The sequence below is a fragment of the Curtobacterium sp. MCLR17_040 genome, assembly GCF_003234735.1.
Classification (GTDB): Bacteria; Actinomycetota; Actinomycetes; order Actinomycetales; family Microbacteriaceae; genus Curtobacterium; species Curtobacterium flaccumfaciens.
This window is the reverse complement of sequence record NZ_QKTE01000006.1, coordinates 1-23,532: the sequence shown is the minus strand read 5'-3', so window position 1 is coordinate 23,532 and position 23,532 is coordinate 1. Positions and strand designations below refer to the sequence as shown.

Here is a 23,532-nt window from a genome sequence, read left to right as displayed (position 1 = left end):
CCGTCGCCCGCCGACCGTAGAGTCGGTCGGGTGACGACGATGACGACGTTCCCCCGGACCACCCCCGCCGCCCTCGGCATCGATCCCGGCGGGGTGACCGCCCTGCTCGACGCCCTCGAGTCGACCCCCGCCGTGGAGCCGCACAGCATCATGTTGCTGCGGCACGGCCAGGTCGCGGCCGAGGGCTGGTGGCAGCCCTACGCCCCGGACCACGTGCACCTGCTCTACTCGCTGAGCAAGAGCTTCACCGCCGCCGGGGTCGGCATCGCCGTCCGGGCGGGCCTGATCGACCTCGACGCGACCGTGCTGTCGTACTTCCCGGAGCTCGACGCCGACGTCACCGACGAACGCAGTCGCCGCATCCGCGTCCGGCACCTGCTCGCGATGGCGAGCGGCCACCGCGAGGAGACGATCGAACGCGCCCAGGCCCTCGACCCGACGAACACGGTGCGCGGGTTCCTGCTGCTCCCGCCGGACGAGGAACCCGGCACGGTCTTCGCCTACAACCAGCCGTGCACGTACACCCTCGCCGAGATCGTCCGGCGGGTGACCGGCGGGTCCCTCGTCGCGTGGCTCCGCCCGCACCTGCTCGACCCGCTCGGCATCGACGACCTCGCCTGGCGCCGCGACGACACCGGCGCGGAGCTCGGCTACAGCGGGTGCTACGCGCCGACCGACGCGGTCGCCAAGCTCGGCCAGCTGTACCTGCAGGGCGGCGTCTGGGACGGCGAGCGGATCCTCGACGCCGACTGGGTCGAGCAGGCGACCAGCACGCAGGTCGCCAACCCGGACGAGGCCAACCCCGACTGGTCCCAGGGCTACGGCTTCCAGTTCTGGATGGCCCGCCACGGCTTCCGCGGCGACGGCGCCTACGGCCAGTTCTGCGTCGTCCTGCCGGAGCAGGACGTCCTCCTCGCGATGACCGGCCAGAGCCTCGACATGCAGGCCGTCCTCGACGCGGTCTGGGAGCACCTGCTGCCCGCCGTCGACCGCGCGTCCGACGCGGCGTCGGCATCCGCCCTGGAGGCCCGGCTCACCTCCCTGGGACTGCCCGCCGTCGACGGTGGGCCGCTGCAGGGCCTCGCCGACGCCGGTCCGCTGGCCCGCGACGGCGACGGGTGGCGGCTCACGCTCGACGTCGACGGCGGCTCCCTGTCGGTGCCGGTCGGGCAGGGGGAGTGGGCCGTCGAGGGACCACTCGCCGCGAGCGGTGCCGTCGCGGACGACGGGACGATCCGCGTCGACGTGCGGTTCGTCGAGACCCCGCACCTGGCGCACGTCCGGATCGACCCGGCCACGGGATCGACGACGACGAGCTGGCAGACCGAGCCGCTGCACGACGGACCGCTCACGCTGCGGCGCCCCGCGGACTGAGGGCCCGCGGCTCCGCGGCCTCTCGTCCCTCGGCCCCGCGCCGCGTCTACGGGGTGTCGGAGGGGTGCTCCGTGACGATCTGCAGCTCGGGCCGCTTCGCCGACACCCCGTCGCCGGACGAGGTGTGCTTGATGCGCCGGACCACCCACGGCACCAGGTACTCCCGGGCCCAGCCGAGGTCCTCGGCGCGAGCCTCACGCCACGGGCGCGCCTCGAGCGGGTCCGGGTTGAACGGTTCGAGCCCGTGCGGCACACCGAGGGTGTCGAGCACCGCCGCGGCGATCGTCGAGTGGCCCATCGGGGAGTGGTGCAGCCGGTCCGGAGCCCACATCCGCGGGTCCCGGAGCACCCGGAGTGCCCACATGTTCGCCACCAGGGCGCCGTGCTTCAGGGCGATGGCGTGCAGGTTCTCGTTGTAGATCGCCGTCTTGCCGCGGACCATGCCGAGCACCGGGGTCATCCCGACGTCCGGGCCGGTGAACAGGACGACGGTGGCTCCGTCGCGGCGCAGGTCGGCGACGAGCCGGTCCACGCGCTCGGCGAGCTCGTCCGGGTCCGAGCCGGGGCGGATGATGTCGTTGCCGCCGGCGGACACCGTGATGAGGTCCGGGTGCAGGGCGACGGCGGCCTCGGCCTGCTCGTCGATGATCTGCTGCAGCAACCGCCCGCGGATCGCGAGGTTCGCGTAGGCGAAGTCGTCGGTCTGGTGTGCGAGCACCTCGGCGACGCGGTCCGCCCAGCCGCGGTTCCCGCCCGGGACGGTGGGGTCGGGGTCCCCGATGCCCTCGGTGAACGAGTCACCGATCGCGACGTACCTGGTCCAAGGATGACGATCTGACACGTCCCGGACCCTAGTCTCGTGGCATGACGAAGGCCAACACGGACGCCGTCGGCTGGTCGGTGCCGGACGAGCTGCTCGACCGCATCGCCGAGCGCGCCCCGGGCTACGACGCCGCGAACGCGTTCTGCACCGAGGACCTCGACGAGCTCCGCGCCGCCGGCTACCTACGGATCGGCGTCCCCGTCGAGCAGGGCGGGGCAGGCCTCGGCCTCCGCGCCACCGCGCGGGTGCAACGCACCCTCGCCCAGGCCGCACCGGCGACGGCACTCGGTCTCGGCATGCACCAGGTGTGGGTGCAGGCGGCCCGCGCGGTCCGTGCGCGAGGCGAGTCGTTCCTCCAGGCCGTCACCGACCACGCTGCGGACGACCACCTGCTCGCCTTCGGGGTGAGTGAACCCGGCAACGACGCCGTGCTGTTCGACTCGTCGACGACGGCGGAGCCGGACGGCGACGGCGGCTACCGGTTCACCGGCACGAAGGTCTTCACGTCCCTCGCGCCGGCGTGGGACGTGATGAGCGTCTTCGGCAAGGACACCTCGGGGTCGGAGCCACGACTCGTGCACGGGTTCGTCCTGCGGTCGGACGGCGACGTCGAGCACCTGGACGACTGGGACACGCTCGGGATGCGCGCGACGCAGAGCCGCACGACGAAGCTGCTCGGCGTGCACGTCCCCGCCGACCGCATCGTCCGGTCGCTGCCGGTCGGGCCGAACCAGGACCCGCTCGTGTTCGGGATCTTCGCGTCGTTCGAGCTCCTCATCGCGTCGGTGTACGCCGGCGTCGCGGAGCGGGCGATCACGCTCGCGGCGGCCGCCGTGGCGGGGCGGACCGCGGCCGACGGGACTCCGCGGTCGCAGGACCCGGACGTGCGCCGGGCGATCGCCGACCTGCGCGGTGCGGTCGACGCGATCACGCTGCAGGTCGACTCGCTGGCGCGGTCGGTCGACGAGCTCGACGACCTCGGAGCCCGCTGGTTCCCGCTGCTCGTCGGCACCAAGGCCCGGGCCGTGGACACCGCGCAGCACGTCGTGGACGAGGCCATGCGCGTCGTCGGTGGCTCGGCGTTCCGGTCGTCGAGCGAGCTGGCGCGGCTGGCGCGGGACGTCCGGGCGGGGCAGTACCACCCGTCGTCGCGGGACTCCGCGGCGCGGACGATCGCCGCGTCGGTGCTCGGCCCGCTCGGCTGAGCGCTGCGCTCGCACGGTGCGAGGGTGGCGTGGCGGCGGCGTGGCGTGGCCGCGCACGGTGCCGGGTCCGTCGGCCGGTGCGAGCTTGCTCGCTCGGTGCTGCCCTGTGGCGCCGCACCATGCAACCAACTCGGCACCGAGTCGCGAAGGGCGCGCGGTGCGGTGGGCGCGACGGCGGCGATGGCGTGGCGGCGCACGGTGCTGGGTCGGTCGGCCGGTGCGAGCTTGCTCGCTCGGTGCTGCCCTGTGGCGCCGCACCGTGCAGCCAACTCGGCACCGAGTCGCGAAGGGCGCACGGTGCGACGGCGGGCGAGCAACCGCGCACGACGGGACGAACCTCGCACCGAGCGGCCGTGAGCACGCCCCGCACGGCGATGTCGGCGGCGCCTGGCATCATCTCGGTGTGAGCAAGCAGGACGGACGGAACCGCCTCGTCTCCGACGCACCGGTGGACGACGTCTCGGCGACCGTGCTGCACGTCGACATGGACGCCTTCTTCGCCTCCGTCGAACTGCTCGACCGCCCCGACCTGGTGGGGCTGCCGGTCATCGTCGGACACGACTCCGACCGCTCCGTCGTCACCGCCGCCACCTACGAAGCCCGTCGCTACGGGGTCAACTCCGCGATGCCGATGGCCATCGCCAAACGCCGCTGCCCGAACGCCGTCATCGTCGAGCCTCACTTCGAGAAGTACCGGGCGAAGTCCGCCGCGGTGATGGCGATCTTCGACCGGTTCACCCCGCGCGTGGAGCGCCTCGGCATCGACGAGGCGTTCCTCGACGTCGCCGGCGCCCTCCGCCTGTACGGCACCCCGTGGCAGATCGGCCAGGCGATCCGCCGCACGGTCTTCGCCGAGACCGGTCTGCACTGCTCCGTCGGTGCGGCATCGACGAAGTTCGTCGCGAAGCTCGCCTCCAGCCGATCGAAGCCGGACGGCCTGCTCGTGGTGCCCGCCGCCGACACCGTGGCGTTCCTGCACCCGCAGCCGGTGTCCGCGCTCTGGGGCGTCGGCGGCAAGACGCAGGAGACGCTCGAACGCCGGGGCATCCGCACGGTCGGCGACCTGGCGAACACCCCGCTCGGGTCGCTGGTGTCGGCACTCGGCCCGGCCGGCGGGCAGCGGCTGCACGACCTGTCATGGGGTCGCGACCCGCGCGTGGTCGACACCGGCGTCGGCGAGAAGTCGATCGGGCACGAGGTCACGTTCGGTCGTGACCTGACGGAGCGCGACGACGTCGCACGCGAACTCCTGCGCCTGGCCGACAAGGTCGCCGTCCGCCTGCGCCAGGCCGACGTACAGGCCCGGACCGTGGCGCTCAAGGTCCGGTACACCGACTTCACCACCCTGACCCGGTCGCGCACGCTGGCGGAGCCCACCGACGTCGCGAAGCGCCTGCACCGCGAAGCCGTCGAGCTGTACGACGTGCTGCACCGACCGGGCAACCAGATCCGGCTGATCGGGGTGCGCGGCGAGAACCTCGTGCCCGCGGCCGCGAGCAACGCCCTGTGGGACGACGACGCGCCGTGGCGTGACACCGAGACCACAGTCGACGCGGTCGCCGCACGCTTCGGCGCCGGCGTGCTGCGGCCGGCATCCCTGGTCCGCCGGACCCCTGACGGCGGCGTCCCGCACGCTCGGCAGGACTGACGGTGGCGGTAGAATCGGGTTCAGTGAGCGCAGCGGAGTACGAAGACCAGCAGCCCGCCACGCTGTGGGCGGAGTCGGGTGACGACCAGTCCGGCGCAGGCGGATCGTCGTCGACGCACGACGGCAGCCAGGCGCATCAAACCCAGGCGTACCAGACGGCGCAGGCGCAGGGTGACGCCGCCCGTGACGAAGCCGACGCCGCGGCCCTGGCCGAAGCGGCCGGCAACTCGGCCGTCCAGCACCTCTCGCCGGCGTTCCCGGACCGGGCCGCCTGGGGCACGGCATCGAAGCTCCGCGCCTGGCAGATCGAAGCGCTCACGAAGTACTTCGAGAAGGAACCCCGCGACTTCCTCACGGCCGCGACCCCCGGCGCCGGCAAGACCACCTTCGCGCTGCGTCTGGCGACCGAGCTCCTCGCCCGCGGCACCGTCGACCGCATCGTCGTCGTGGCCCCGACCGAGCACCTGAAGCGCCAGTGGGCCGACTCCGCCGACCGTGTGGGCATCCGGATCGACCCGATGTTCAAGAACGGCGACGGCATGTTCGGCCGGCACTACCAGGGCGTCGCGATCACCTACGCCCAGGTCGGCATGAACCCCGAGGTGCACAAGCGCATCACCGAGGGCGGCCGCACCCTGGTCGTCCTCGACGAGGTCCACCACGGTGGCGACGCCCTGACGTGGGGCGACGGCATCAGAGAGGCGTTCTCCGGCGCCACCCGCCGGCTCTCGCTGTCGGGGACCCCGTTCCGGTCCGACACCGCACCGATCCCGTTCGTGCAGTACGCCCCCGACGAGCAGGGCATCCGCACCTCGATCTCCGACTACAACTACGGCTACGGCCGAGCCCTGAAGGACGGCGTCGTCCGCCCGGTGCTGTTCATGGCCTACGCGGGCCAGATGCGCTGGAAGACCCGGATGGGCGACGAGATGTCGGCGTCCCTGGGGGAGCAGGTCACGAAGGACATCACGGCCCAGGCCTGGCGCACCGCGCTGTCACCCGAGGGCGAGTGGATGCCGGCCGTGCTCTCCGCGGCCGACAAGCGCCTGACCGAGGTCCGCCGTGGTGTGCCCGACGCCGGCGGCCTGGTCATCGCCACCGACACCACCACAGCGCGCGCCTATGCCCGGATCCTGCAGCAGATCACGGGGGAGCGTCCCACCGTGGTGCTGTCCGACGAAGCCGCCGGGTCGAGCCGCATCAGCGCGTTTGCCGAGGACACCTCGCGCTGGATGGTCGCCGTCCGCATGGTGTCCGAAGGTGTCGACGTCCCACGGCTCTGCGTCGGCGTCTACGCCACGAGCGCGAGCACGCCGCTGTTCTTCGCCCAGGTGATCGGCCGCTTCGTGCGTGCCCGTCGCCGCGGTGAGACCGCGAGTGTCTTCCTGCCGAGCGTCCCCGGCCTGATGGCCCTCGCCGCCACCCTCGAGCTCGAGCGCGACCACGCACTCGACCGCCCGAAGGACGCCGACGACGGCATGTACAACCCCGAAGACGCGATGGTCGCCGAGGCCAACAAGGAAGACCGCGCGTCCGAGAGCCTGCTCGAGGTCCAGCCGTTCGAGGCACTCGACTCGCAGGCGTCCTTCGACCGAGTCCTCTACGACGGCGGTGAGTTCGGCACCGGCGGCGAGGTCGGTTCCCTCGAGGAGCTCGACTTCATCGGCATCCCCGGGCTGCTCGAACCCGACCAGGTGCGCGACCTCCTGCGCGCCCGGCAGGCAACCCAGGCCAAGCGCTCCAAGGGCCGCACGGCCAAGGACGGCATGCCGAAGCCGCCCGAGCCCGACCGCCCGATGTACATGACGATCAAGGAGCAGCGCACCGAGCTCGCCCGGCTCGTGTCGATCTGGTCCCGCCACTCGAACGAACCGCACGGATCGATCCACGCCGAACTCCGACGGATCAGCGGTGGACCGGCCGTGGCGCAGGCGAGCATCGAGCAGATCCAGAAGCGCATCGACATCCTGCGCTCCCGCATCGGCGGACGACGGTGACCGCGGCGTGATCGAGCCGGTCGACGACCGCACCTGGTACGTCAAGCGCGACCCCGAGGCGTCACCCGAGGCGATCATCGACCGCTTCGGCGGCGGCTACCGACTGCGCCGGTTCTCGCTCACCGAGTCCCGCCGCACCCCGCACGGGGTGTTCACCGGACCCGAACTGGCCGAGACCGCGTGGTGGCGGCTCCGCGACAGGCCGCGGAACTCATGACGCGCCAAGCCAAAGTCCGGTAGACCGGAGGAATGGCAGACTCGATCCCTCACGTCCTCGTCCTCGGCGGCGGCTCCGCTGGCTACACCACGGTCAAGCAGCTCCAGAAGCACGCGGCCACGGTGCCCATGCGCATCACGCTCGTGGACCAGAACACCTACTACACGTACCTGCCGTTCCTGCCCGAGGTCGCGGGTGGCCACATCGCGCCGAAGGACGTCACCGTCGAGCTGCGCCGTGCACTGCGCAAGACCCGGGTGATCCAGGGCAAGGTCACCGCGATCTCCTCGGCGGACAAGACCGTCTCGATCGCGACCGCCGGCGGCGACGACCGCACCCTCGGCTACGACCACCTCGTCGTCGCCCTCGGTTCCGTCACCCGCACCTTCCCGACCCCCGGGCTCGAGGAGTACGGCGTCGGCTTCAAGAGCGTCGAAGAGGCCGCCTACGTGCGCGCCAAGCTCCTCGACAACATCGCGAAGGCCGCTGCCACCCGTGACGAGGACGAGCGTCGCCGTCTGCTGACCAGCGTCTTCGTCGGCGGTGGCTACACCGGCGTCGAGGCGATCGGCGAGCTCTTCGACGTGTCGCAGGCCGCCATCAAGACCTACCCGTCGCTCGCGGGCGAGCAGCCCCGCTGGGTGCTCATCGACGCCCTCGACCGCGTCGCGCCCGAGGTCGGCCCGGAGCTGTCCAAGTGGACGCTCGAGTCGCTCCGTGCCCGGGGCATCGACGTCCGCCTGAAGACCACCATGCCGAGCGCCGAGGGCGGTGTCGTCAAGTTCTCCGACGGCGACGAGTTCGCCACCGGCCTGCTCGTCTGGACCGCGGGCGTCAAGCCGAACCCGCTCCTCGACGCCTCCGACCTGCCGCGCGGGCCGAAGGGCCACCTCGCCGCGAACGCGAAGCTCCAGGTCGAGGCCGAGGACACCCACCAGGTCGTCGAGGGCGTCTGGGGGCTGGGTGACGTCGCGCAGGTGCCCGACCTGACCGCCGACAAGCAGCCGGCGTTCTACCCGCCGAACGCGCAGAACGCCGTGCGCCAGGCCGTGGTCGCCGCCGACAACATCGTCGCGACCATCACCGGCAAGCCGCTCGAGGAGTACCGCCACCCCTCCATCGGCACCGTCGCGTCGTACGGTGTCGGCAAGGGTGCCGCGAACATCAAGGGCATCAAGATGACCAACCTGCTCGCGTGGCTCGCGCACCGCGCGTACCACGTGTACGCGATGCCGACCCTGAACCGGAAGGCCCGCATCATCATCGGCTGGATCACCGGTGCCGTGTCGGGTCGCGACGCGACCTCGCTCATCAAGGAAACGGACCCGCGACGCAATTTCGTCGAGGCGTCGAAGAGCTAGACGCCCCCAAAGATCGGACGGGAGGCGCGGTGCCAGCTGGGACCGCGCCTCCCGTCCGTCCGTCACGTGCGTTCGCACCCACCTGCCGCTCTCCGGCATACTGACTCCCTCGGCGCCCACGGCGACGAGGTCCCGGAAGTCGACCGACACGTGCGCCCCACCACCACCATCTCCTCCGTCCGATCGTGCCTCCGATGCGGCGCCGAGCGTCACGACAGCACCGTCCACCGGTGCCCCGGTCCGGCCGACCCGTTCCGCGCCTTCGGCCTCGACGCCGGAGCCCGAACGGTGCTCGAGGTCCTGGGCGGGATCGGGCAGCCCTCCCTGGTCGGCGGAGCAGTCCGCGACGTGCTGCTCCGGGAAGCCGGGCGCGGACCGACGACCACCGGTGACGTCGACGTCGAGGTGCACGGCACCAGGACCGATGTGGTCGTCGGAGCGTTGCGTGCGGCCGGCGCGATCGTCGTCGAGGCCGGTGCGGGGTTCCCGGTCCTCAAGGTGGTGCTCGACGGATCCCGCGTCGACGTCGCAGTGACAGCGGAGTCCGGTGCGCTCGATCCGGTCACGGTGTCTGCCCTCGGTCGGGACTTCACGGTGAACGCCGTCGCCTGGGACCCCCGCACGAACGTGTTCCTCGACGCGGTCGGTGGGATCGACGATGCCGTCATCGGCGTGCTGCGGCACACTTCCGAACGCTGCAGCGAGGACCCGCTCCGGGTCTTGCGTGCCGTGCAGCTCGTCGCCCGGTTCGACTTCGCCGTGCACCCCGCGACGCTGCGTCTGGCACGGTCGCTCGCGGCACGGTTCGAGTCGATCGCCACCGGGCGGATCTGGCCCGAGATCCGCAAGCTGGCACTCGGCGACCACGTGTCGGCTGCCCTCCGAACGCTGCACGACAGCGGCTGGGAGCGACACCTGCCCGAGCTCGCCGCGGTCCGAGACGTGCCGCAGGACCCCCGGTGGCACCCGGAGGGTCCCGTGCACGTCCACCTCGGAGCGGCGGGGGACGCTGCCGCCCGCGCCTGTACCGCGGACGGGATCCGGGGTGACGACCGGGTCGTCATCGTGCTCGCCGCCGTCCTGCACGACCTGGGGAAGGCCGGCTCCGGCACGCAGGTCCTCGCCGACGACGCAGGTGCGGTCCGCATCCGCAGCCTGGGCCACGAGGTGTCCGGCGCTGCGGCAGCAGCAGCGCTGCTCGGTCGCCTCGGCGCGCCACGCCACATCGTCGAGCGGGTCGTCCCGCTCGTTCGCGAGCACATGGTCCCGCACTCGTCCAACGGCGCGCCACCGTCCGTTGCCGCTGCTCGGCGGCTGTTCCGACGGCTCGGATCCTCCCTGCCCGCGATGGAGTCGTGGGCCCGGGTGTGCGAAGCCGACTCGCAGGGGCGTGGTCCGGGGGCGAGTCGGTCCTCGGCGTGGTCGTGGTTCGACGTCGCGCTCCGGGACCAGGTCGCGCGTCGACCCGTGCGGCTGCTGTCCGGCCGCGACCTCGTCGACGCGGGACTCACCCCGGGGCCGGTGTTCCGCGAACTCCTCGTGGCGTCCGCGGCGGCGCAGGACGACGGCGTCTTCGATGACGTCGCCGGAGCCCGGGCGTGGCTGCGCCGAGCGGTCGACGCACGCCGGTGACGGACGGGAGGCGCGGTGCCAGCTGGCACCGCGCCTCCCGTCCGTCTGTGCGGACGCCCACCGTCTGTCCGCCATCTGCGGTCCTGGGTCCGTTCCAACGTGGCGCGCGCCAGCGTGGACGCGACGAACGAGAGGAGCGTCCATGCGCGCCATGACGTACCGCGGCCCCTACCGGATCCGCGTCGAGGAGAAACCGGATCCCCGGATCGAGCACCCGAACGACGCGATCGTCCGGGTGGAACGGGCCGCGATCTGCGGGTCGGACCTGCACCTCTACCACGGCATGATGCCCGACACCCGGGTCGGGCACACGTTCGGCCACGAGTTCATCGGGGTGGTCGAGCAGATCGGCTCGTCCGTCGAGACCCTGTCGGTCGGCGACCGTGTGATGGTCCCGTTCAACATCTTCTGCGGCACGTGCTGGTTCTGCGCCCGCGGACTCTTCGCGAACTGCCACAACGTGAACCCGAACGCGACCGCGGTCGGCGGGATCTACGGGTACTCGCACACCACCGGCGGGTACGACGGCGGGCAGGCGGAGCGCGTGCGGGTGCCGTTCGCCGACGTCGGACCGCAGGTGATCCCGGACTGGCTCGACGACGACGACGCCCTCCTCATGACGGACGCACTGAGCACCGGCTACTTCGGGGCGCAGCTGGCGTCGATCCGCGAGGGCGACACCGTCGTGGTGCTCGGTGCCGGGCCGGTCGGACTGTTCTCCGCGGCGTCGGCGTGGTTCATGGGAGCCGGCCGGGTGATCGTCGTCGACCAGCTCGAGTACCGGCTCGAGAAGGCCCGGAGCTTCGCGCACGCCGAGACGATCAACTTCGCCGAGGTCGACGACGTCGTGCTCGAGATGAAGAAGCAGACCGACTTCCTGGGTGCGGACAGTGTGATCGACGCCGTCGGAGCCGAGGCGGACGGCAACTTCACCCAGCAGGTCACCGCCTCGAAGCTCAAGCTGCAGGGCGGGTCCCCGACGGCGCTCAACTGGGCGATCGACGGCGTCCGCAAGGGCGGCACGGTCTCGGCGATCGGCGCGTACGGGCCGATCCCGAGCGCGGTCAAGTTCGGTGACGCGATGAACAAGGGCGTCACGATCCACACGAACCAGGCGCACGTGAAGCGCCAGTGGCCGCGGTTGCTCGAGCACATCCAGGCCGGGCACTTCAAGCCGAGCGACATCATCACGCACCGCATCCCCCTCGAGCACATCGCCGAGGGGTACCACCTGTTCTCGTCCAAGCTCGACGGTTGCATCAAGACCGTCGTCGTGCCGTGAGGAGGCCCGACATGTCCGACCACACCCCGTACATCGCCGATCCGCCCCGTCGGGTGCCGTCGGCCGAGGAACTCCGTGCCCGCATCCCGGGGTGGGGGAGCGACCTCGACCCGGCGGACCGGCCGTCCGTTCCGAAGCTCTCGCGCGAGGCCGGTTCGGCCACCGGAGCCCACTGGGACCGCCCGCCGCAGCAGGACGGTGCGCACGGCCGGGAGCGCTCGATCGAGCACGCCCACGTGACGCCGGTGTTCGGCACCGCGCAGCCCCTGCACGGTGTCGCCGGGATCGTCCGGCGGTACGCCTACCGGCGGTTCAGCGAGGGGCGCCTGGCGCACTGGATGCTGCTCGTCGTCGGGGACCGCCTGGACGTCGCGACGCACCGGGTGACCGATGCGCTCCGGGGTCGGCCGGACCGGGTGATCAGCGAGACCGGTGTCGCGGCGGAGCGTGGGAACCACCCCGTTGCGTCGCGGCTGGGGTCGAGTCGGTCGGACTGGCGGCACCAGGTGCTCGACCCGGTGGTCGCGAACTGGGGCTGGCTGGCTGCCCTCGGCGCCGTCGTGCTGGTGGTGCGGCGGGTGCGCCGCTCGCGCTGACCGCGCGCGCCGCCTGGCCTGCACCATGGTGCGGCGTTGCCCACTCGGTGCGACGTTGTCCCGTCACACGGAGTGCGCAACCCTGCACCGGCCTCCGACGTGCGCACGTTCCGGCCTGGAGGCGCGCTGCGGCCCCGCCCCGCGCCTCCAGTCCGCACGTCCCGCGTCCACCCGCGCGCACCGACGCTGCACGGAGAACGCCCTGAGCGCAGCGAGGTGGCACGTGGATCGCCCTGAGCGCAGCGAAGTTGCACGTGGTCGCCCTGAGCGCAGCGAGGTGGCGCCCCAGAGGCGGTGACGCCCTGAGCGCAGCGATGGCGGCACTCGCCGGGAAGACACAACAGAAAATGCCCCCCGACCGAAAGGTCAGGGGGCACGCATTTCCTGTGTCCGAGAGGGGACTTGAACCCCTACGCCCTAATACGGGCACTAGCACCTCAAGCTAGCGCGTCTACCAATTCCGCCACCCGGACAGGGTGTCTGGTGTCTGTTTCCCGGGTTGAACCCGGCGTTCCTGCCGAGAGAAGACACTAGCACGGGTCTGAACGCGCGATGAACACGGTCGCGCATCCCGGGCGAGTCCTGCGCGCGCTGTCCCGGCGACGGGGTCGGTGCCGACCGATACCGTGGAGCCATGACGTACCCGGAGCCCTCCGAGCCGCAGTCCGTGCCCGAGCTCGAGGCCACCGCGGCGATCGCCCGCGACCTCATCCGCATCGACACGACGAACTGGGGCGAGGGGAAGTCCCGTGGTGAGACGGAGGCAGCCCACTACGTCGAGGACAAGCTCCGCGCGCTGGGTCTCGAGCCGCAGTTGTTCGAGTCGGAGCCGGACCGGGTGAGCGTCGTGGCGCGGGTGCCCGGTCGGAACCGTGACAAGCCGGCGCTCGTGGTGCACGGGCACCTCGACGTCGTGCCGGCCGACCCGGCGAACTGGTCGGTCGACCCGTTCGGTGGCGTGGTCAAGGACGGGTCGCTGTGGGGTCGGGGCGCCGTCGACATGAAGAACATGGACGCGATGATGCTCACGTCGCTGGCGGACGTCATCGAGCAGCACGGTGCGCCGGAGCGTGACCTGGTGATCGCGTACTTCGCAGATGAAGAGGCCGGGGGAGTCCTGGGGTCCCACCACGTGGTCGACCAGCACCCGGAGGTCTTCGCGGGGGCGTCGGCGGCGATCAGCGAGGTCGGCGGGTACTCGATCACGCTCGGTGACCGTCGCGCCTACCTGTTGCAGACCGGCGAGAAGGCGCTCATGTGGGTGAAGCTGATCGCGCGCGGCACCGCTGCCCACGGCTCGCACGTGATCCGCGACAACGCCGTCACGAAGCTCGCGGCGGCGGTCGCCCGGATCGGCAGCGAGGAGTGGCCCGTCCGGCTCTCGGCCACGACGGACGCGATGGTGGCCGAGGTGGCACGGTTCCTCGGGGTCGACCCGACGGTCACGGGCCCGGACGAGGTCGCCCTGGCCACCGGCTCGGCGTCGCGGTTCATCCACGCCGCGCTGCACACCACGTCGAACCCGACGGTGCTGACCGCCGGCTACAAGCACAACGTGATCCCGGACACCGCCGAGGCCCTGGTGGACATCCGCTGCCTGCCGGGTGACGAGGAGTCCGTGCTCGAGCGGGTGCGGGAGCTCGCCGGACCCGACGTCGAGGTGGTCATGTCGTTCCGCGACATCGGCCTCGAGCAGGACTTCGGCGGCCCGCTGGTCGATGCCGTCCGCGACGTCCTCGGCCGGCACGACCCGGGCGCACCGGTCCTGCCGTACCTGCTGTCCGGCGGCACCGACAACAAGGCGCTCTCGACGCTCGGCATCGCGGGGTACGGGTTCGTGCCGCTGCAGCTGCCGGCGGGTGTCGATTTCCCCGCGATGTTCCACGGCGTCGACGAGCGGGTGCCGCTCGACTCGCTGGCGTTCGGTCGGCGGGTGCTCGGCGACCTGCTCGCCACGTACTGATATTGTTCATGGTCGCCGTCGTGGCGGTGCCCTGACCGACCTCCCCCCGAAAGGCCCGTGCGATGCACATCCTCGAGGCGATCTTCCTCGGCTTCGTCCAGGGGCTCACCGAGTTCCTGCCCGTGTCCTCCAGCGCGCACCTGCGCATCGTGGGGCTCTTCCTGCCCGACGCGAAGGACCCCGGTGCGGCCTTCACCGCCGTGACGCAGCTCGGCACCGAGACCGCGGTGCTCATCTACTTCTGGAAGGACATCACCCGGATCATCGGGCGGTGGTTCCGGTCGGTGGTCAAGCGTGACGTGCCGAAGGGCGACCCCGACGTCCGGCTCGGCTGGCTGGTGATCCTCGGCACGATCCCGATCGGGGTCGCCGGGCTCCTGCTCAAGGACTCGATCGAGACCACGTTCCGGTCCCTCTGGATCGTCGCGATCGTCCTCATCGTGTTCGGTGTCGTACTCGGGGTGCTCGATCGTGTCGGCCGCAAGGAGCGCCGGATCGAGCAGATGACGTTCCGCGGTGGTCTGCTCATCGGCCTGGCGCAGATGCTCGCCCTGGTGCCCGGTGTGTCCCGTTCCGGCGCGACGGTGTCGATGGGTCTCGCCCTCGGGTACACCCGCCCGGCGGCCGCGCGCTTCGCGTTCCTGCTCGCGATCCCGGCGGTGTTCCTGTCCGGGTTCTACGAGGCCGCGACGAGCCTCGGCGACCACGGCTCGCCGTTCGGACTCGCCGACACGCTCATCGCGACCGTCGTCGCGTTCGTGGTCGGGTTCGTCGTGATCGCGGCGTTCATGAACTACATCAGCAAGCGCAGCTTCATGCCATTCGTCGTTTACCGGATCGCACTCGGTATCGTGCTCATCGTGTTGTTGTCGCTCGGAGTGATCCAGCCGTGAGGGCCTGGCAGGCCCCATCCGTCCCCGACGTCCCCGGCGCCGCGCCCCGACCGGTCGTCCACGACACCGCAACGGGCAAGCCGGTGGACCCCGCCCGCGACGAGGACCGTGCTGCGCTGTACGTCTGCGGCATCACGCCGTACGACGCAACGCACCTCGGCCATGCGGCGACCTACCTGGCGTTCGACACGCTCGGCCGCGCCTGGCGTGATGCCGGGCTCGACGTCGAGTACGCGCAGAACGTCACCGACGTTGACGACCCGCTGCTCGAGCGTGCCGCCCGCGACGGCGTCGACTGGCGTGCCCTGGCGGCTGAACAGGTCGACCTGTTCCGTCGCGACATGGAGTCGCTGCGGATCCTGCCGCCGGACGACTTCGTGGCCGTCACCGACGAGGTCGAGCGCGTCGCCGAGGCGGTCTCGTTCCTGCAGGAGTCCGGCTACGCGTACGAGGTCCCGACCGACGGCGCCGAGGGCGACGACCTGTACTTCGACGTGAACCGCCCCACCGACGCGTGGACCCTCGGTGACGAGAGCGGCCTGGACCGCGAGACGATGCTCGCCCTCGCAGCCGAACGCGGCGGCGACCCGGATCGTCCGGGCAAGCGCGACCCGCTCGACCCGCTGCTGTGGCGCGCCGCGCGTGACGGCGAGCCGGCCTGGGACACCGAGATCGGCCCCGGTCGCCCCGGCTGGCACATCGAGTGCAGCGTCATCGCCGGTGACCGCCTCGGGCTGCCGATCAGCGTTCAGGGCGGCGGGAGCGACCTCGTCTTCCCGCACCACGAGATGAGCGCCGGGCACGCTGCTGCCCTCGCGCACCAGCCGCTCGCGAACGCGTTCGTGCACACCGGGATGATCGCCTACCAGGGCACGAAGATCTCGAAGTCGCTCGGCAACCTCGTCACCGTGCGCGGGCTGCTCGACGACGGCGCCGACCCCCGTGCCATCCGGCTCGCGCTGCTGTCGCACAAGTACTCCGACGACTGGGAGTGGTTCGACACCGAGCTGACGAGTGCCCAGACGCGGCTCGCCGGCTGGGACGCCTGGGCCTCGGGAGCCTCCGCCGGGCACGCCGACGACGCAGCGGACGTCGCGGCACGCATCCGCGCGCGGGTCTCCGACGACCTGGACACCCCCGGTGCCGTCGCCGCGGTCGACACGGCGATCGCCGGTGGCACGGCGTGCACGCCGGAGCTCATCGACCTGATCGACGCGCTGCTCGGCATCCGCCTGGCCTGACCTGCGCGGACGCGACACGTCGCGTGCGCGTCGCCAAGGGGTCAGGAACTGTCGCCTGGGCGGTCGGCAGCCGACAGTTCGCGACCACTCGCCGGACGTGAGCGGGGTGTCGTGACCGCTCGCGTCCGCCGGACGGGAGGCCCGTGGCGGGGCCGCCACGCTCCTCCCGTCCGCGTGTGGTCGCGACACATCGCGTGCGCGCCGCCGAGGGGTCAGGAACTGTCGCCGACGCGGGCCGCAGCCGACATTTCGTGACCACTCGCCGGACGTGAGCAGGAGTGTCGTGACCGTTCGCGGCCGCCGGTCGGGAGGCCCGTGGCGGGGCCGACACGCGCCTCTCGTCCGCCGTGTGGTCGCGACACGTCGCGTGTGCGCCGCCGAGGGGTCAGGAACTGTCGCCGAGGTGGGCCGCAGCCGACAGTTCGCGACCACTCGCCGGACGTGAGCGGGGTGTCGTGACCGTTCGCGGCCGCCGGTCGGGAGGCCCGTGGCGAGGCCGACACGCGCCTCCCGTCCGCCGTGTGGTCGCGACACGTCGCGTGCGCGCCGCCGAGGGGTCAGGAACCGTCGCCGACGCGGGCCGCAGCCGACAGTTCGTGACCACTCGCCGCACGCCGCACGCCCCCCCCACGGACAGGAGGCACGGTGCCAGCCGGCACCGTGCCTCCTGTCCGTCAGCGGGTGACGGCTACTGCTGGGGCCGCCACGGCCCCTCGCCACCGGCGGTGCCGCCGTCCTTGCCGTCCTTGCGCTCACGGCGACGGAGGTACTGCTCGAACTCCTGCGCGATGGCGTCGCCCGAGGCCTCGGGGGAGTCGACCGTGTCGCGCGCCTGCTCGAGCTGCCCGATGTAGGACGCCATGTCCTCGTCGTCGGCGGCGAGGGCGTCGATGCCCTCTTCCCACTCGGTGGCGTCGTCGAGCAGCGAGCCACGGGGCACCGTGACGTCAGTGAGCTCCTCGATCTTGTCGAGCAGCGAGAGCGTGGCCTTGGGCGAGGGCGAGTTGTGCACGTAGTGCGGCACCGAGGCCCACAGGGACAGCGTGGTCAGGCCGGCCTTGTCCATAGCGTCGGCGAGGACCCCGAGGATGCCCGTCGGGCCCTCGTACGAGGACTTGTCGACGTCGAAAGCGGCGCGGACACCGGCGTTCTCGCTCGACACGAACACCGAGATCGGCCGGGTGTGCGGGACGTCGGCGAGCATCGCACCGACGAAGACGACGGCGTCGATCGAGTAGACGTCCGCCAGGTCGATGATCTCCGAGCAGAAGCCCCGCCAGGTGCGCGAGGGTTCCGGGCCGACGAGGACGAAGACGTCACGGTCGGTGGGGGAGCCGGTGGCGCCGATGACCGGACGGCCCTCGGCACCGGGGCCGTGCAGCACGATCCGGGGCCACTGCACGCCGCGGTCGCCGTTGTCGTCGGTGCCGACGGTGGGCCGGTTGAACTGGTAGTCGACGTACCGCTCACCGTCGAGCTCACGCAACTCGTCGAGCCCGAGCGACTCGACGATGCGACGCGCCAGACCGCTCGCGGCCTCGCCGGCGTCGTTCCAGCCCTCGAAGGCGACGACGAGCAAGCGACCGTCGCTGAAGGGGGAGTGCTGTGGCACGGAGCGGACCTCCTGGTGGTGGAGCGGAGCGGGGCGGGAGCGATGCCCCCGGCCGGACACGATTCAGGCATCCACTGTAGGCCCAGGGGGTGTCGGCGCACGCGCGCGTCCGCGCCCAGCGGAACGGCCCCGGTAGACTCGTCGCCCGTGACCGCGCATCCTCCTGCCCTCGTCCCGCCCGCAGCCGTGCTGTGGGACATGGACGGCACGATCATCGACACCGAGCCGATCTGGCAGCGGTCCCAGGTCGACCTGACGAACCGCTACGGGGCCGAGTGGACCCACGAGGACGGCCTGTCCCTGGTCGGGTCCGGCCTCGAGCGCTCCGGCGAGCTCCTGCGCGCCAAGGGCGTCGACATGGAGGTCGAGGAGATCATCCAGTGGATGACCGACTACGTCATGGAGGACCTGCGCGCCGGTGAACTGCCCTGGAGGCCGGGTGCCCGTGAGCTCGTCGAGGAGCTCCACGCCCGCGGCATCCCGACCGCCCTGGTCACGATGTCCCGTCGCAAGATGGCGCTCGTCGCCGCCGAGGCCCTGGGCGAGCGCGGCTTCCGCGTCGTCGTGGCCGGCGACGACGTCGACCGCCCGAAGCCGTTCCCGGACGCGTACCTGTCCGCCGCGGCGCAGCTCGGCGTCGAGCCCACCGCGTGCGTCGCGATCGAGGACTCCGCCACCGGCGTCGCGTCGGCCGTCGCCTCCGGCGCCGTCACGGTCGCCGTCGAACACATCGTCCCGCTCTCCGAGATCGCCGGCGGCGACGTGCACCTGACCACCCTGGCTGGGGTCGACGTCGACCGTCTGGTCGAGTTGACGACGCCGGCACTGGCCGCACGGGCTGCGCACTCTGGGCCCACGACGCCGGTTCCGGACAGACGCGCCAGCGGCGGGCCGGCCGTGCCGGTGGGGAGAGGCGCGGTGCCGGACCCGGCGCACGCTGCGGACACCGAAGGGGTCACCCGATGAGCCACACCGACGACGCACGCGACGAGGCGGACGCGAGCAGCGCCTCCAGTCCGACCGCGGACCCGACCGCAGCCCTCCCGCACACCGCGGGCGGCGCACCGCACACGCCGCCGCGCGGCCCGTTCCGGGCCGGCGACCGCGTCCAGCTGACCGGTCCGAAGGGCAAGCTCACGACGCTGTCGCTCGAGACCGCGGGTGAGTACCACACGCACCGCGGGGTGCTGCGGCACGACGACGTCATCGGCCAGCCCGACGGCTCCGTCATCCGGGCGAGCACCGGTGACGAGTACCTCGCGCTCCGTCCGCTGCTCAACGACTACGTGATGTCGATGCCGCGTGGCGCCGCGATCGTCTACCCGAAGGACGCGGCGCAGATCGTGGCCTTCGCGGACGTCTTCCCCGGGGCCCGCGTGGTCGAGGCCGGCGTCGGCTCGGGGGCGCTGTCGCTGTTCCTGCTCCGCGCGATCGGCCCGACCGGGCAGCTGCAGTCGTTCGAGCGCCGCGAGGAGTTCGCGGCGATCGCGAAGGGCAACGTCGGCACCTTCCTCGGCGCAGTCCCGGACAACTGGTCCGTCACCGTCGGTGACCTGGTCGAGTCGCTGCCCGACGCGACCGAGCCGCAGAGCATCGACCGGGTCGTGCTCGACATGCTCGCGCCGTGGGAGTGCGTGGACGCCGCGGCCGACGCCCTCGTGCCCGGCGGACTCATCGTCTGCTACGTCGCGACCGTCACGCAGCTGTCCCGCACGGCCGAGGCCCTGCGCGACACCGGGCGCTTCACCGACCCGATGCCGAGCGAGACCCTGGTGCGTACCTGGCACGTCGAGGGCCTCGCCGTCCGCCCGGACCACCGCATGGTCGGGCACACCGGGTTCCTCATCACGGCACGACGCCTGGCCGACGGCACCGTGCTGCCGAACCTGAAGCGCCGCGCGGGCAAGGCGGAGTTCTCGGACGAGGACATCGAGGCCTGGACCCCCGGCGCCGTGGGCGAGCGGGCGACGAGCGACAAGAAGCTCCGCAAGGTCGCCCGGCAGTCGGCGGCGCAGGCGCGCAAGGTCGCGGCGGCCGAGGCGTCGTCGGCGGCGGATGGTGCTGCGGCGCCGTCCGGGGCCGTCGAGGACGAACGGTAGGCTGACGGCGTGCCCGTCCTGCATCGAACGGAAAGAGGGTCCGTGCGCACCATCCCCGCACTCCTGGTCACCATCGGTCTCGCGGTGTCCCTCACCGCCTGCGCCTCGAACGGTGCCGGCACCACGCCCTCGAGCTGTGCCGCTCCCGGCGCCGCGTCCGAAGCGGTGACCGCCACCGGCAAGTTCGGCTCGGAGCCGAAGGTCAACGTGCCGAAGGGCCTGACCACCAAGGGCACCCAGGTGTCCGTGCTGCAGCAGGGTTCCGGTCGCACGATCGACGACGGCACCCCCGTCCTGGTCGAGTACACCCTGGTCGACGGCTCCACGGGGCAGGTCGCCCAGACGAGCGGCTACTCGGGCCAGACGGCACCGATCACCGCCGGTGCGAGCAACTACGGGGCCCTCGGCGCCTCGCTGCAGTGCGCCCGCGTCGGCGACCGCCTGGCGGTGGCCCTGCCGAAGAGCGCCCTGAGCAGCACCGGCGGCACCGCTGGGAGCTCGTCGTCGAAGAAGACCGAGGACGCCGTCATCGCCGTCATCGACGTCAAGCGCGCGTTCGACGCCCGTGCCACCGGCACCCCGCAGCTCGCCGGCGACAAGATGCCGGCCGTGGTGCTCGCACCCTCCGGCGCCCCCGGCATCACGATCCCGTCGTGGAGCGCGCCGAAGTCGAACGAGACGCACCTGCTCCGCAAGGGCGACGGTCGCGAGCTCACCGCGAAGGACACCGCGGTCATCAAGTACACCGCCGTCACCTGGGGTGCCGACCCGTCCGTCGCCGGCTCCAGCTGGACCGACGGTTCCGGCGCGCAGGCCATCCCGCTCACCAAGGGCCAGGTCGACGAGGGCGTCCGGACCGCCATCGTCGGGCACCACGTCGGCGACCAGGTCCTGGCCATCGTCAACCAGCAGGGGACCGCGTACGCGTACGTGATCGACGTCCTCGGGGCGATCTCGAACTGACCCGGTCCGACCGTCCACGGACCGCGGCGCGGGTGCACTCCGGTGCACCCGCGCTGCCGTAGGATCGGCTCGTGCCAGCGACCCGTGTGCCCCGTGTGCCCGCCGAGGAGCGGCTGTTCAGCCTCGTGCTCGCGCTGCTCTCGACGGAGTCCGGGCTGACCAAGGCCGAGATCCTGGCCAACGTGCAGGGGTACCGGCAGCGGTTCTCGACCGGTGGCGACAACGCCTCGCTCGAGCGCCAGTTCGAACGCGACAAGGACGACGTCCGCGAGCTCGGCATCCCCCTCGAGACCATCGAGACCCCGGGTGCCGCGGGCAACAACCAGACGCTCCGGTACCGGATCCCGAAGGGTGAGTACGACCTGCCCGTCGACGTCCGCTTCACCCCGGACGAATCCGCGCTGCTGTCCCTGGCCGCGATGGCCTGGCGCGAAGGCGCACTGTCCGCCGACTCCCGCCGTGGCCTGCTGAAGGTCCGCTCGGCCGGCGCCGAGGACGACGACGGTGCCCTGCAGCTCGGGGTCGATGCGTACGCCCCGCGGCTCCGGGCTCGGGATGCGTCCTTCGAGCCGCTCCGTTCCGCGCTCGATCGCGGCGCCGCAGTTCGCTTCGACTACATCACCCCGGGGCAGCACGACGCCCGTCGGCGCGAAGTGGCTCCACTCGCCCTGGTGCAGCACGGCGGCCGGTGGATGCTCGCCGCCCACGAGTTCGCAACGGACTCGGACAAGAACTACCTGCTGGCCCGCATCGTCGGACCCGTCACCCAGTACGAGGTCGGGCAGCACACCGCTCCCGTCGGCGCGGGGGAGCGCACCCTCGCCGAGCTCGAGCGAATCTGGGCCGAGCGCACCGCGCGCATCGCCGTGACGCCGGGTTCCGACGCCGAACGCCGACTCACCCGTCGCCGCGACACCGAGACCGACGCCGACGGCGCGCTCGTGCTGCACCACGTCGACCCGCAGATCCTCGCCGAGGAACTCGCCGCCTTCGGGCCCGAGGTCCGGGTGCTCGAGCCCGACGACCTGCGGTCGCGGGTCGACGAGCGCCTCCGTGCACTCGTGCGCGACCACACCGACGACGACCCTGCAGCAGCCCCCGGAGAGGACCCCGTTCGTGGCTGACGCCCAACCCCTGCAGGCCCAGGACAAGCTCGCGTTCCTGCTCGCCCTGGTGCCGTACCTGATCGACCGCGAGCGGGTCTCGGTGGCCGAGGCCGCTCGGCACTTCGGTGTGCCCGAGGCCCGCATCCGGCGTGCCGTCGAACTCATCGCGGTGTCCGGGGTGCCCGGCGAGACGATGCAGTACCAGCACGGCGACCTGTTCGACATCGCCTGGGACGACTTCGACCAGAACGACATGATCGTGCTGACCAACCTCGTGGCGATCGACGACTCACCGCGGCTGTCCGCTCGTGAGGCCTCGGCACTTATCGCGGGCCTGCAGTACCTGTCCGCGCTGCCCGAAGCCGCCGACCGTGACGCCATCCGCGCGCTGATGGCCAAGCTGTCCCGCGGTGCCGGGGGAGCGGCGTCGACCGTCGCCGTCGGGCAGGACCTGCACGACGTCGCCCTCGCCACCATCCGGCGGGCGATGTCCGACGGCCGCGGCCTGGTCTTCGAGTACGCCGGACCGCGCACCCAGGGCGGCACCCGACGGGTCGACCCGCTCCGGGTCGAGTCCATCGACACCGACTGGTACCTGCGCGCGTGGGACCTCGACCGGCAGGCACTCCGGACGTTCCGGCTCGACCGGATGTCCGAGGCGCGGGTCGACGACCGCCCGGCCGAGAAGACGATCGACCAGGTCGTCATCCCGGACACGCTGTTCCAGCAGGCCGCCGACGACGTCATCGTCACGGTGGAACTCGACTCGACGTCGCTGCCCCTGGTCGCCGACTTCCTGTCCGACACGGCCGACGCGCCCGACTCCGACGGCCGTGTCCGCATCCGGCTCGCGGCGTCGCACGGGTTCGACGGCGTGGTCCGGCTCGTCGCCGGGTTGCCTGGTCGTGCCGTGGTGCTCGACCCGCCCGCCGCTCGTGACGCCGTGCGCGACTTCGCGGCCGCGGCCCTCGCCGCGGGCTGACGTCTGCCGCTGCGGCCCGTCCGAGCGCTGCACGTTCCGACCGGGTACGCCCGATCCCGCCATGCCTGATCTCGCCAGGTACGCCCGATCTCGCACGGTGGACCTCGGGTACCTGGTTGTTCCGGGCGTACCTGGTGTGATCTTCCGACCCGGTATGCCCGACCGCGCACGGTGGACTTCGGGTACCTGGTTGTTCCGGGCGTACCTGGTGTGATCTTCTGACCCGGTATGCCCGAACTCGCCAGGTATGCCCGATCTTGCTAGGTATGCCCGATCCCGCACGGTGAAGCTCGGGTACCTGGTGGTTCCGGGCGTACCTGGTGTGTTGCTCCGACCAGGTATGCCCGATCTCGCCAGGTACGCCCGATCTCGCCAGGTACGCCCGATGGCGCACGGTGTGCCCGAACTCGCAGGTACGCCCGATCTCGCACGGCGGACCTCGGGTACCTGGTCGTTCCGGGCGTACCTGATGCGATCTTCCGACCCGGTACGCCCGATCTCGCCAGGTACACCCGATCCCGCCCGCTCGCCACACGCC

19 protein-coding genes and 1 tRNA gene are annotated in these 23,532 nt (G+C 71.9%); 17 read left to right on the top strand and 3 right to left on the bottom strand.

Annotated elements, in window-relative coordinates; translation table 11 throughout:
* Nucleotides 1-39: 39 nt before the first annotated feature.
* The gene (locus DEJ01_RS07245; protein ID WP_181438388.1) at nt 40-1,374 is read left to right on the top strand and encodes a serine hydrolase; all 1,335 of its coding nucleotides are present in this window, start codon (nt 40-42) and stop codon (nt 1,372-1,374) included.
* Nucleotides 1,375-1,420: 46 nt separating this feature from the next.
* On the opposite strand, the gene DEJ01_RS07240 is transcribed toward DEJ01_RS07245, so the two are convergent.
* Nucleotides 1,421-2,215 carry an SGNH/GDSL hydrolase family protein gene (locus DEJ01_RS07240; protein WP_071244716.1) on the bottom strand — a complete coding sequence of 265 codons (795 nt, stop codon included), beginning with the start codon at nt 2,213-2,215 and terminating at the stop codon, nt 1,421-1,423.
* Between the two features lie 23 nt (nt 2,216-2,238).
* Between DEJ01_RS07240 and DEJ01_RS07235 the strand changes: the two genes are divergently transcribed.
* The 8 genes from DEJ01_RS07235 to DEJ01_RS07200 all read left to right on the top strand — a co-directional run bounded on the left by DEJ01_RS07235 (nt 2,239) and on the right by DEJ01_RS07200 (nt 12,135).
* A complete protein-coding gene (locus tag DEJ01_RS07235) occupies nt 2,239-3,402 on the top strand; it encodes an acyl-CoA dehydrogenase family protein (RefSeq protein ID WP_111092618.1) in 1,164 nt (387 codons plus the stop codon).
* 403 nt (nt 3,403-3,805) lie between these two features.
* Nucleotides 3,806-5,050 (top strand): DNA polymerase IV, encoded by a 1,245-nt coding sequence (dinB, locus tag DEJ01_RS07230; RefSeq protein ID WP_111030125.1) that lies wholly within the window; start codon nt 3,806-3,808, stop codon nt 5,048-5,050.
* 206 nt (nt 5,051-5,256) lie between these two features.
* Complete coding sequence (locus tag DEJ01_RS07225) at nt 5,257-7,047, top strand: DEAD/DEAH box helicase (protein ID WP_111089390.1); 1,791 nt, start codon at nt 5,257-5,259, stop codon at nt 7,045-7,047.
* A gap of 7 nt (nt 7,048-7,054) precedes the next feature.
* Nucleotides 7,055-7,264 carry a hypothetical protein gene (locus tag DEJ01_RS07220; RefSeq protein WP_017887301.1) on the top strand — a complete coding sequence of 70 codons (210 nt, stop codon included), beginning with the start codon at nt 7,055-7,057 and terminating at the stop codon, nt 7,262-7,264.
* 32 nt (nt 7,265-7,296) lie between these two features.
* Nucleotides 7,297-8,625 (top strand): NAD(P)/FAD-dependent oxidoreductase, encoded by a 1,329-nt coding sequence (locus DEJ01_RS07215; RefSeq protein ID WP_027465651.1) that lies wholly within the window; start codon nt 7,297-7,299, stop codon nt 8,623-8,625.
* Between the two features lie 150 nt (nt 8,626-8,775).
* Nucleotides 8,776-10,257: an HD domain-containing protein gene (locus DEJ01_RS07210; protein ID WP_146247572.1), complete on the top strand. Its 1,482-nt coding sequence runs from the start codon at nt 8,776-8,778 to the stop codon at nt 10,255-10,257.
* A 142-nt stretch (nt 10,258-10,399) separates the two neighbouring features.
* A complete protein-coding gene (locus tag DEJ01_RS07205; protein ID WP_111039368.1) occupies nt 10,400-11,539 on the top strand; it encodes a zinc-dependent alcohol dehydrogenase in 1,140 nt (379 codons plus the stop codon).
* Between the two features lie 11 nt (nt 11,540-11,550).
* Nucleotides 11,551-12,135 carry a hypothetical protein gene (locus tag DEJ01_RS07200; RefSeq protein ID WP_111092616.1) on the top strand — a complete coding sequence of 195 codons (585 nt, stop codon included), beginning with the start codon at nt 11,551-11,553 and terminating at the stop codon, nt 12,133-12,135.
* Between the two features lie 387 nt (nt 12,136-12,522).
* Here the strand turns inward: DEJ01_RS07200 and DEJ01_RS07195 are convergent.
* Nucleotides 12,523-12,608: transfer RNA gene (locus tag DEJ01_RS07195), tRNA-Leu, on the bottom strand.
* 161 nt (nt 12,609-12,769) lie between these two features.
* Between DEJ01_RS07195 and DEJ01_RS07190 the strand changes: the two genes are divergently transcribed.
* From DEJ01_RS07190 to mshC, 3 genes are all read left to right on the top strand, one after another.
* Nucleotides 12,770-14,098 (top strand): M20/M25/M40 family metallo-hydrolase, encoded by a 1,329-nt coding sequence (locus DEJ01_RS07190; RefSeq protein ID WP_111092615.1) that lies wholly within the window; start codon nt 12,770-12,772, stop codon nt 14,096-14,098.
* A gap of 62 nt (nt 14,099-14,160) precedes the next feature.
* Nucleotides 14,161-14,991, top strand: a complete 831-nt coding sequence (locus DEJ01_RS07185) for an undecaprenyl-diphosphate phosphatase (RefSeq protein WP_027465647.1) — start codon at nt 14,161-14,163, stop codon at nt 14,989-14,991.
* Nucleotides 14,988-16,232, top strand: a complete 1,245-nt coding sequence (gene mshC, locus DEJ01_RS07180) for a cysteine--1-D-myo-inosityl 2-amino-2-deoxy-alpha-D-glucopyranoside ligase (protein ID WP_111055573.1) — start codon at nt 14,988-14,990, stop codon at nt 16,230-16,232. Before DEJ01_RS07185 ends, mshC begins: the two co-directional genes overlap by 4 nt.
* A 688-nt stretch (nt 16,233-16,920) precedes the next feature.
* Here mshC and DEJ01_RS07175 read toward each other — a convergent pair.
* Nucleotides 16,921-17,844 carry a proteasome assembly chaperone family protein gene (locus tag DEJ01_RS07175; protein ID WP_027465645.1) on the bottom strand — a complete coding sequence of 308 codons (924 nt, stop codon included), beginning with the start codon at nt 17,842-17,844 and terminating at the stop codon, nt 16,921-16,923.
* A gap of 147 nt (nt 17,845-17,991) precedes the next feature.
* Here DEJ01_RS07175 and DEJ01_RS07170 point away from each other — a divergent pair, with 147 nt between their 5' ends.
* From DEJ01_RS07170 to DEJ01_RS07150, 5 genes are all read left to right on the top strand, one after another.
* Nucleotides 17,992-18,810, top strand: a complete 819-nt coding sequence (locus tag DEJ01_RS07170; RefSeq protein ID WP_258375659.1) for an HAD family phosphatase — start codon at nt 17,992-17,994, stop codon at nt 18,808-18,810.
* Nucleotides 18,807-19,943, top strand: coding sequence for a tRNA (adenine-N1)-methyltransferase (locus DEJ01_RS07165; protein WP_111092613.1), 1,137 nt, complete (start codon nt 18,807-18,809; stop codon nt 19,941-19,943). Before DEJ01_RS07170 ends, DEJ01_RS07165 begins: the two co-directional genes overlap by 4 nt.
* Before the next feature lie 42 nt (nt 19,944-19,985).
* Nucleotides 19,986-20,906 carry an FKBP-type peptidyl-prolyl cis-trans isomerase gene (locus DEJ01_RS07160; protein ID WP_084740364.1) on the top strand — a complete coding sequence of 307 codons (921 nt, stop codon included), beginning with the start codon at nt 19,986-19,988 and terminating at the stop codon, nt 20,904-20,906.
* 71 nt (nt 20,907-20,977) lie between these two features.
* Entirely contained in the window at nt 20,978-22,030 is a 1,053-nt protein-coding gene (locus DEJ01_RS07155; RefSeq protein WP_071403785.1) for a YafY family protein, read from the top strand.
* A complete protein-coding gene (locus DEJ01_RS07150) occupies nt 22,023-22,994 on the top strand; it encodes a YafY family protein (protein ID WP_111031702.1) in 972 nt (323 codons plus the stop codon). Before DEJ01_RS07155 ends, DEJ01_RS07150 begins: the two co-directional genes overlap by 8 nt.
* The last annotated feature ends 538 nt before the right edge of the window (nt 22,995-23,532 follow it).

Coding starts and splice junctions, on each gene's coding strand:
- DEJ01_RS07245 (WP_181438388.1), top strand. CDS start 40: ATGACGACGTTCCCCCGGACCACCCCCGCCGCCCTCGGCATCGATCCC.
- DEJ01_RS07235 (WP_111092618.1), top strand. CDS start 2,239: ATGACGAAGGCCAACACGGACGCCGTCGGCTGGTCGGTGCCGGACGAG.
- DEJ01_RS07215 (WP_027465651.1), top strand. CDS start 7,297: ATGGCAGACTCGATCCCTCACGTCCTCGTCCTCGGCGGCGGCTCCGCT.
- DEJ01_RS07205 (WP_111039368.1), top strand. CDS start 10,400: ATGCGCGCCATGACGTACCGCGGCCCCTACCGGATCCGCGTCGAGGAG.
- DEJ01_RS07200 (WP_111092616.1), top strand. CDS start 11,551: ATGTCCGACCACACCCCGTACATCGCCGATCCGCCCCGTCGGGTGCCG.
- DEJ01_RS07190 (WP_111092615.1), top strand. CDS start 12,770: ATGACGTACCCGGAGCCCTCCGAGCCGCAGTCCGTGCCCGAGCTCGAG.
- DEJ01_RS07185 (WP_027465647.1), top strand. CDS start 14,161: ATGCACATCCTCGAGGCGATCTTCCTCGGCTTCGTCCAGGGGCTCACC.
- DEJ01_RS07165 (WP_111092613.1), top strand. CDS start 18,807: ATGAGCCACACCGACGACGCACGCGACGAGGCGGACGCGAGCAGCGCC.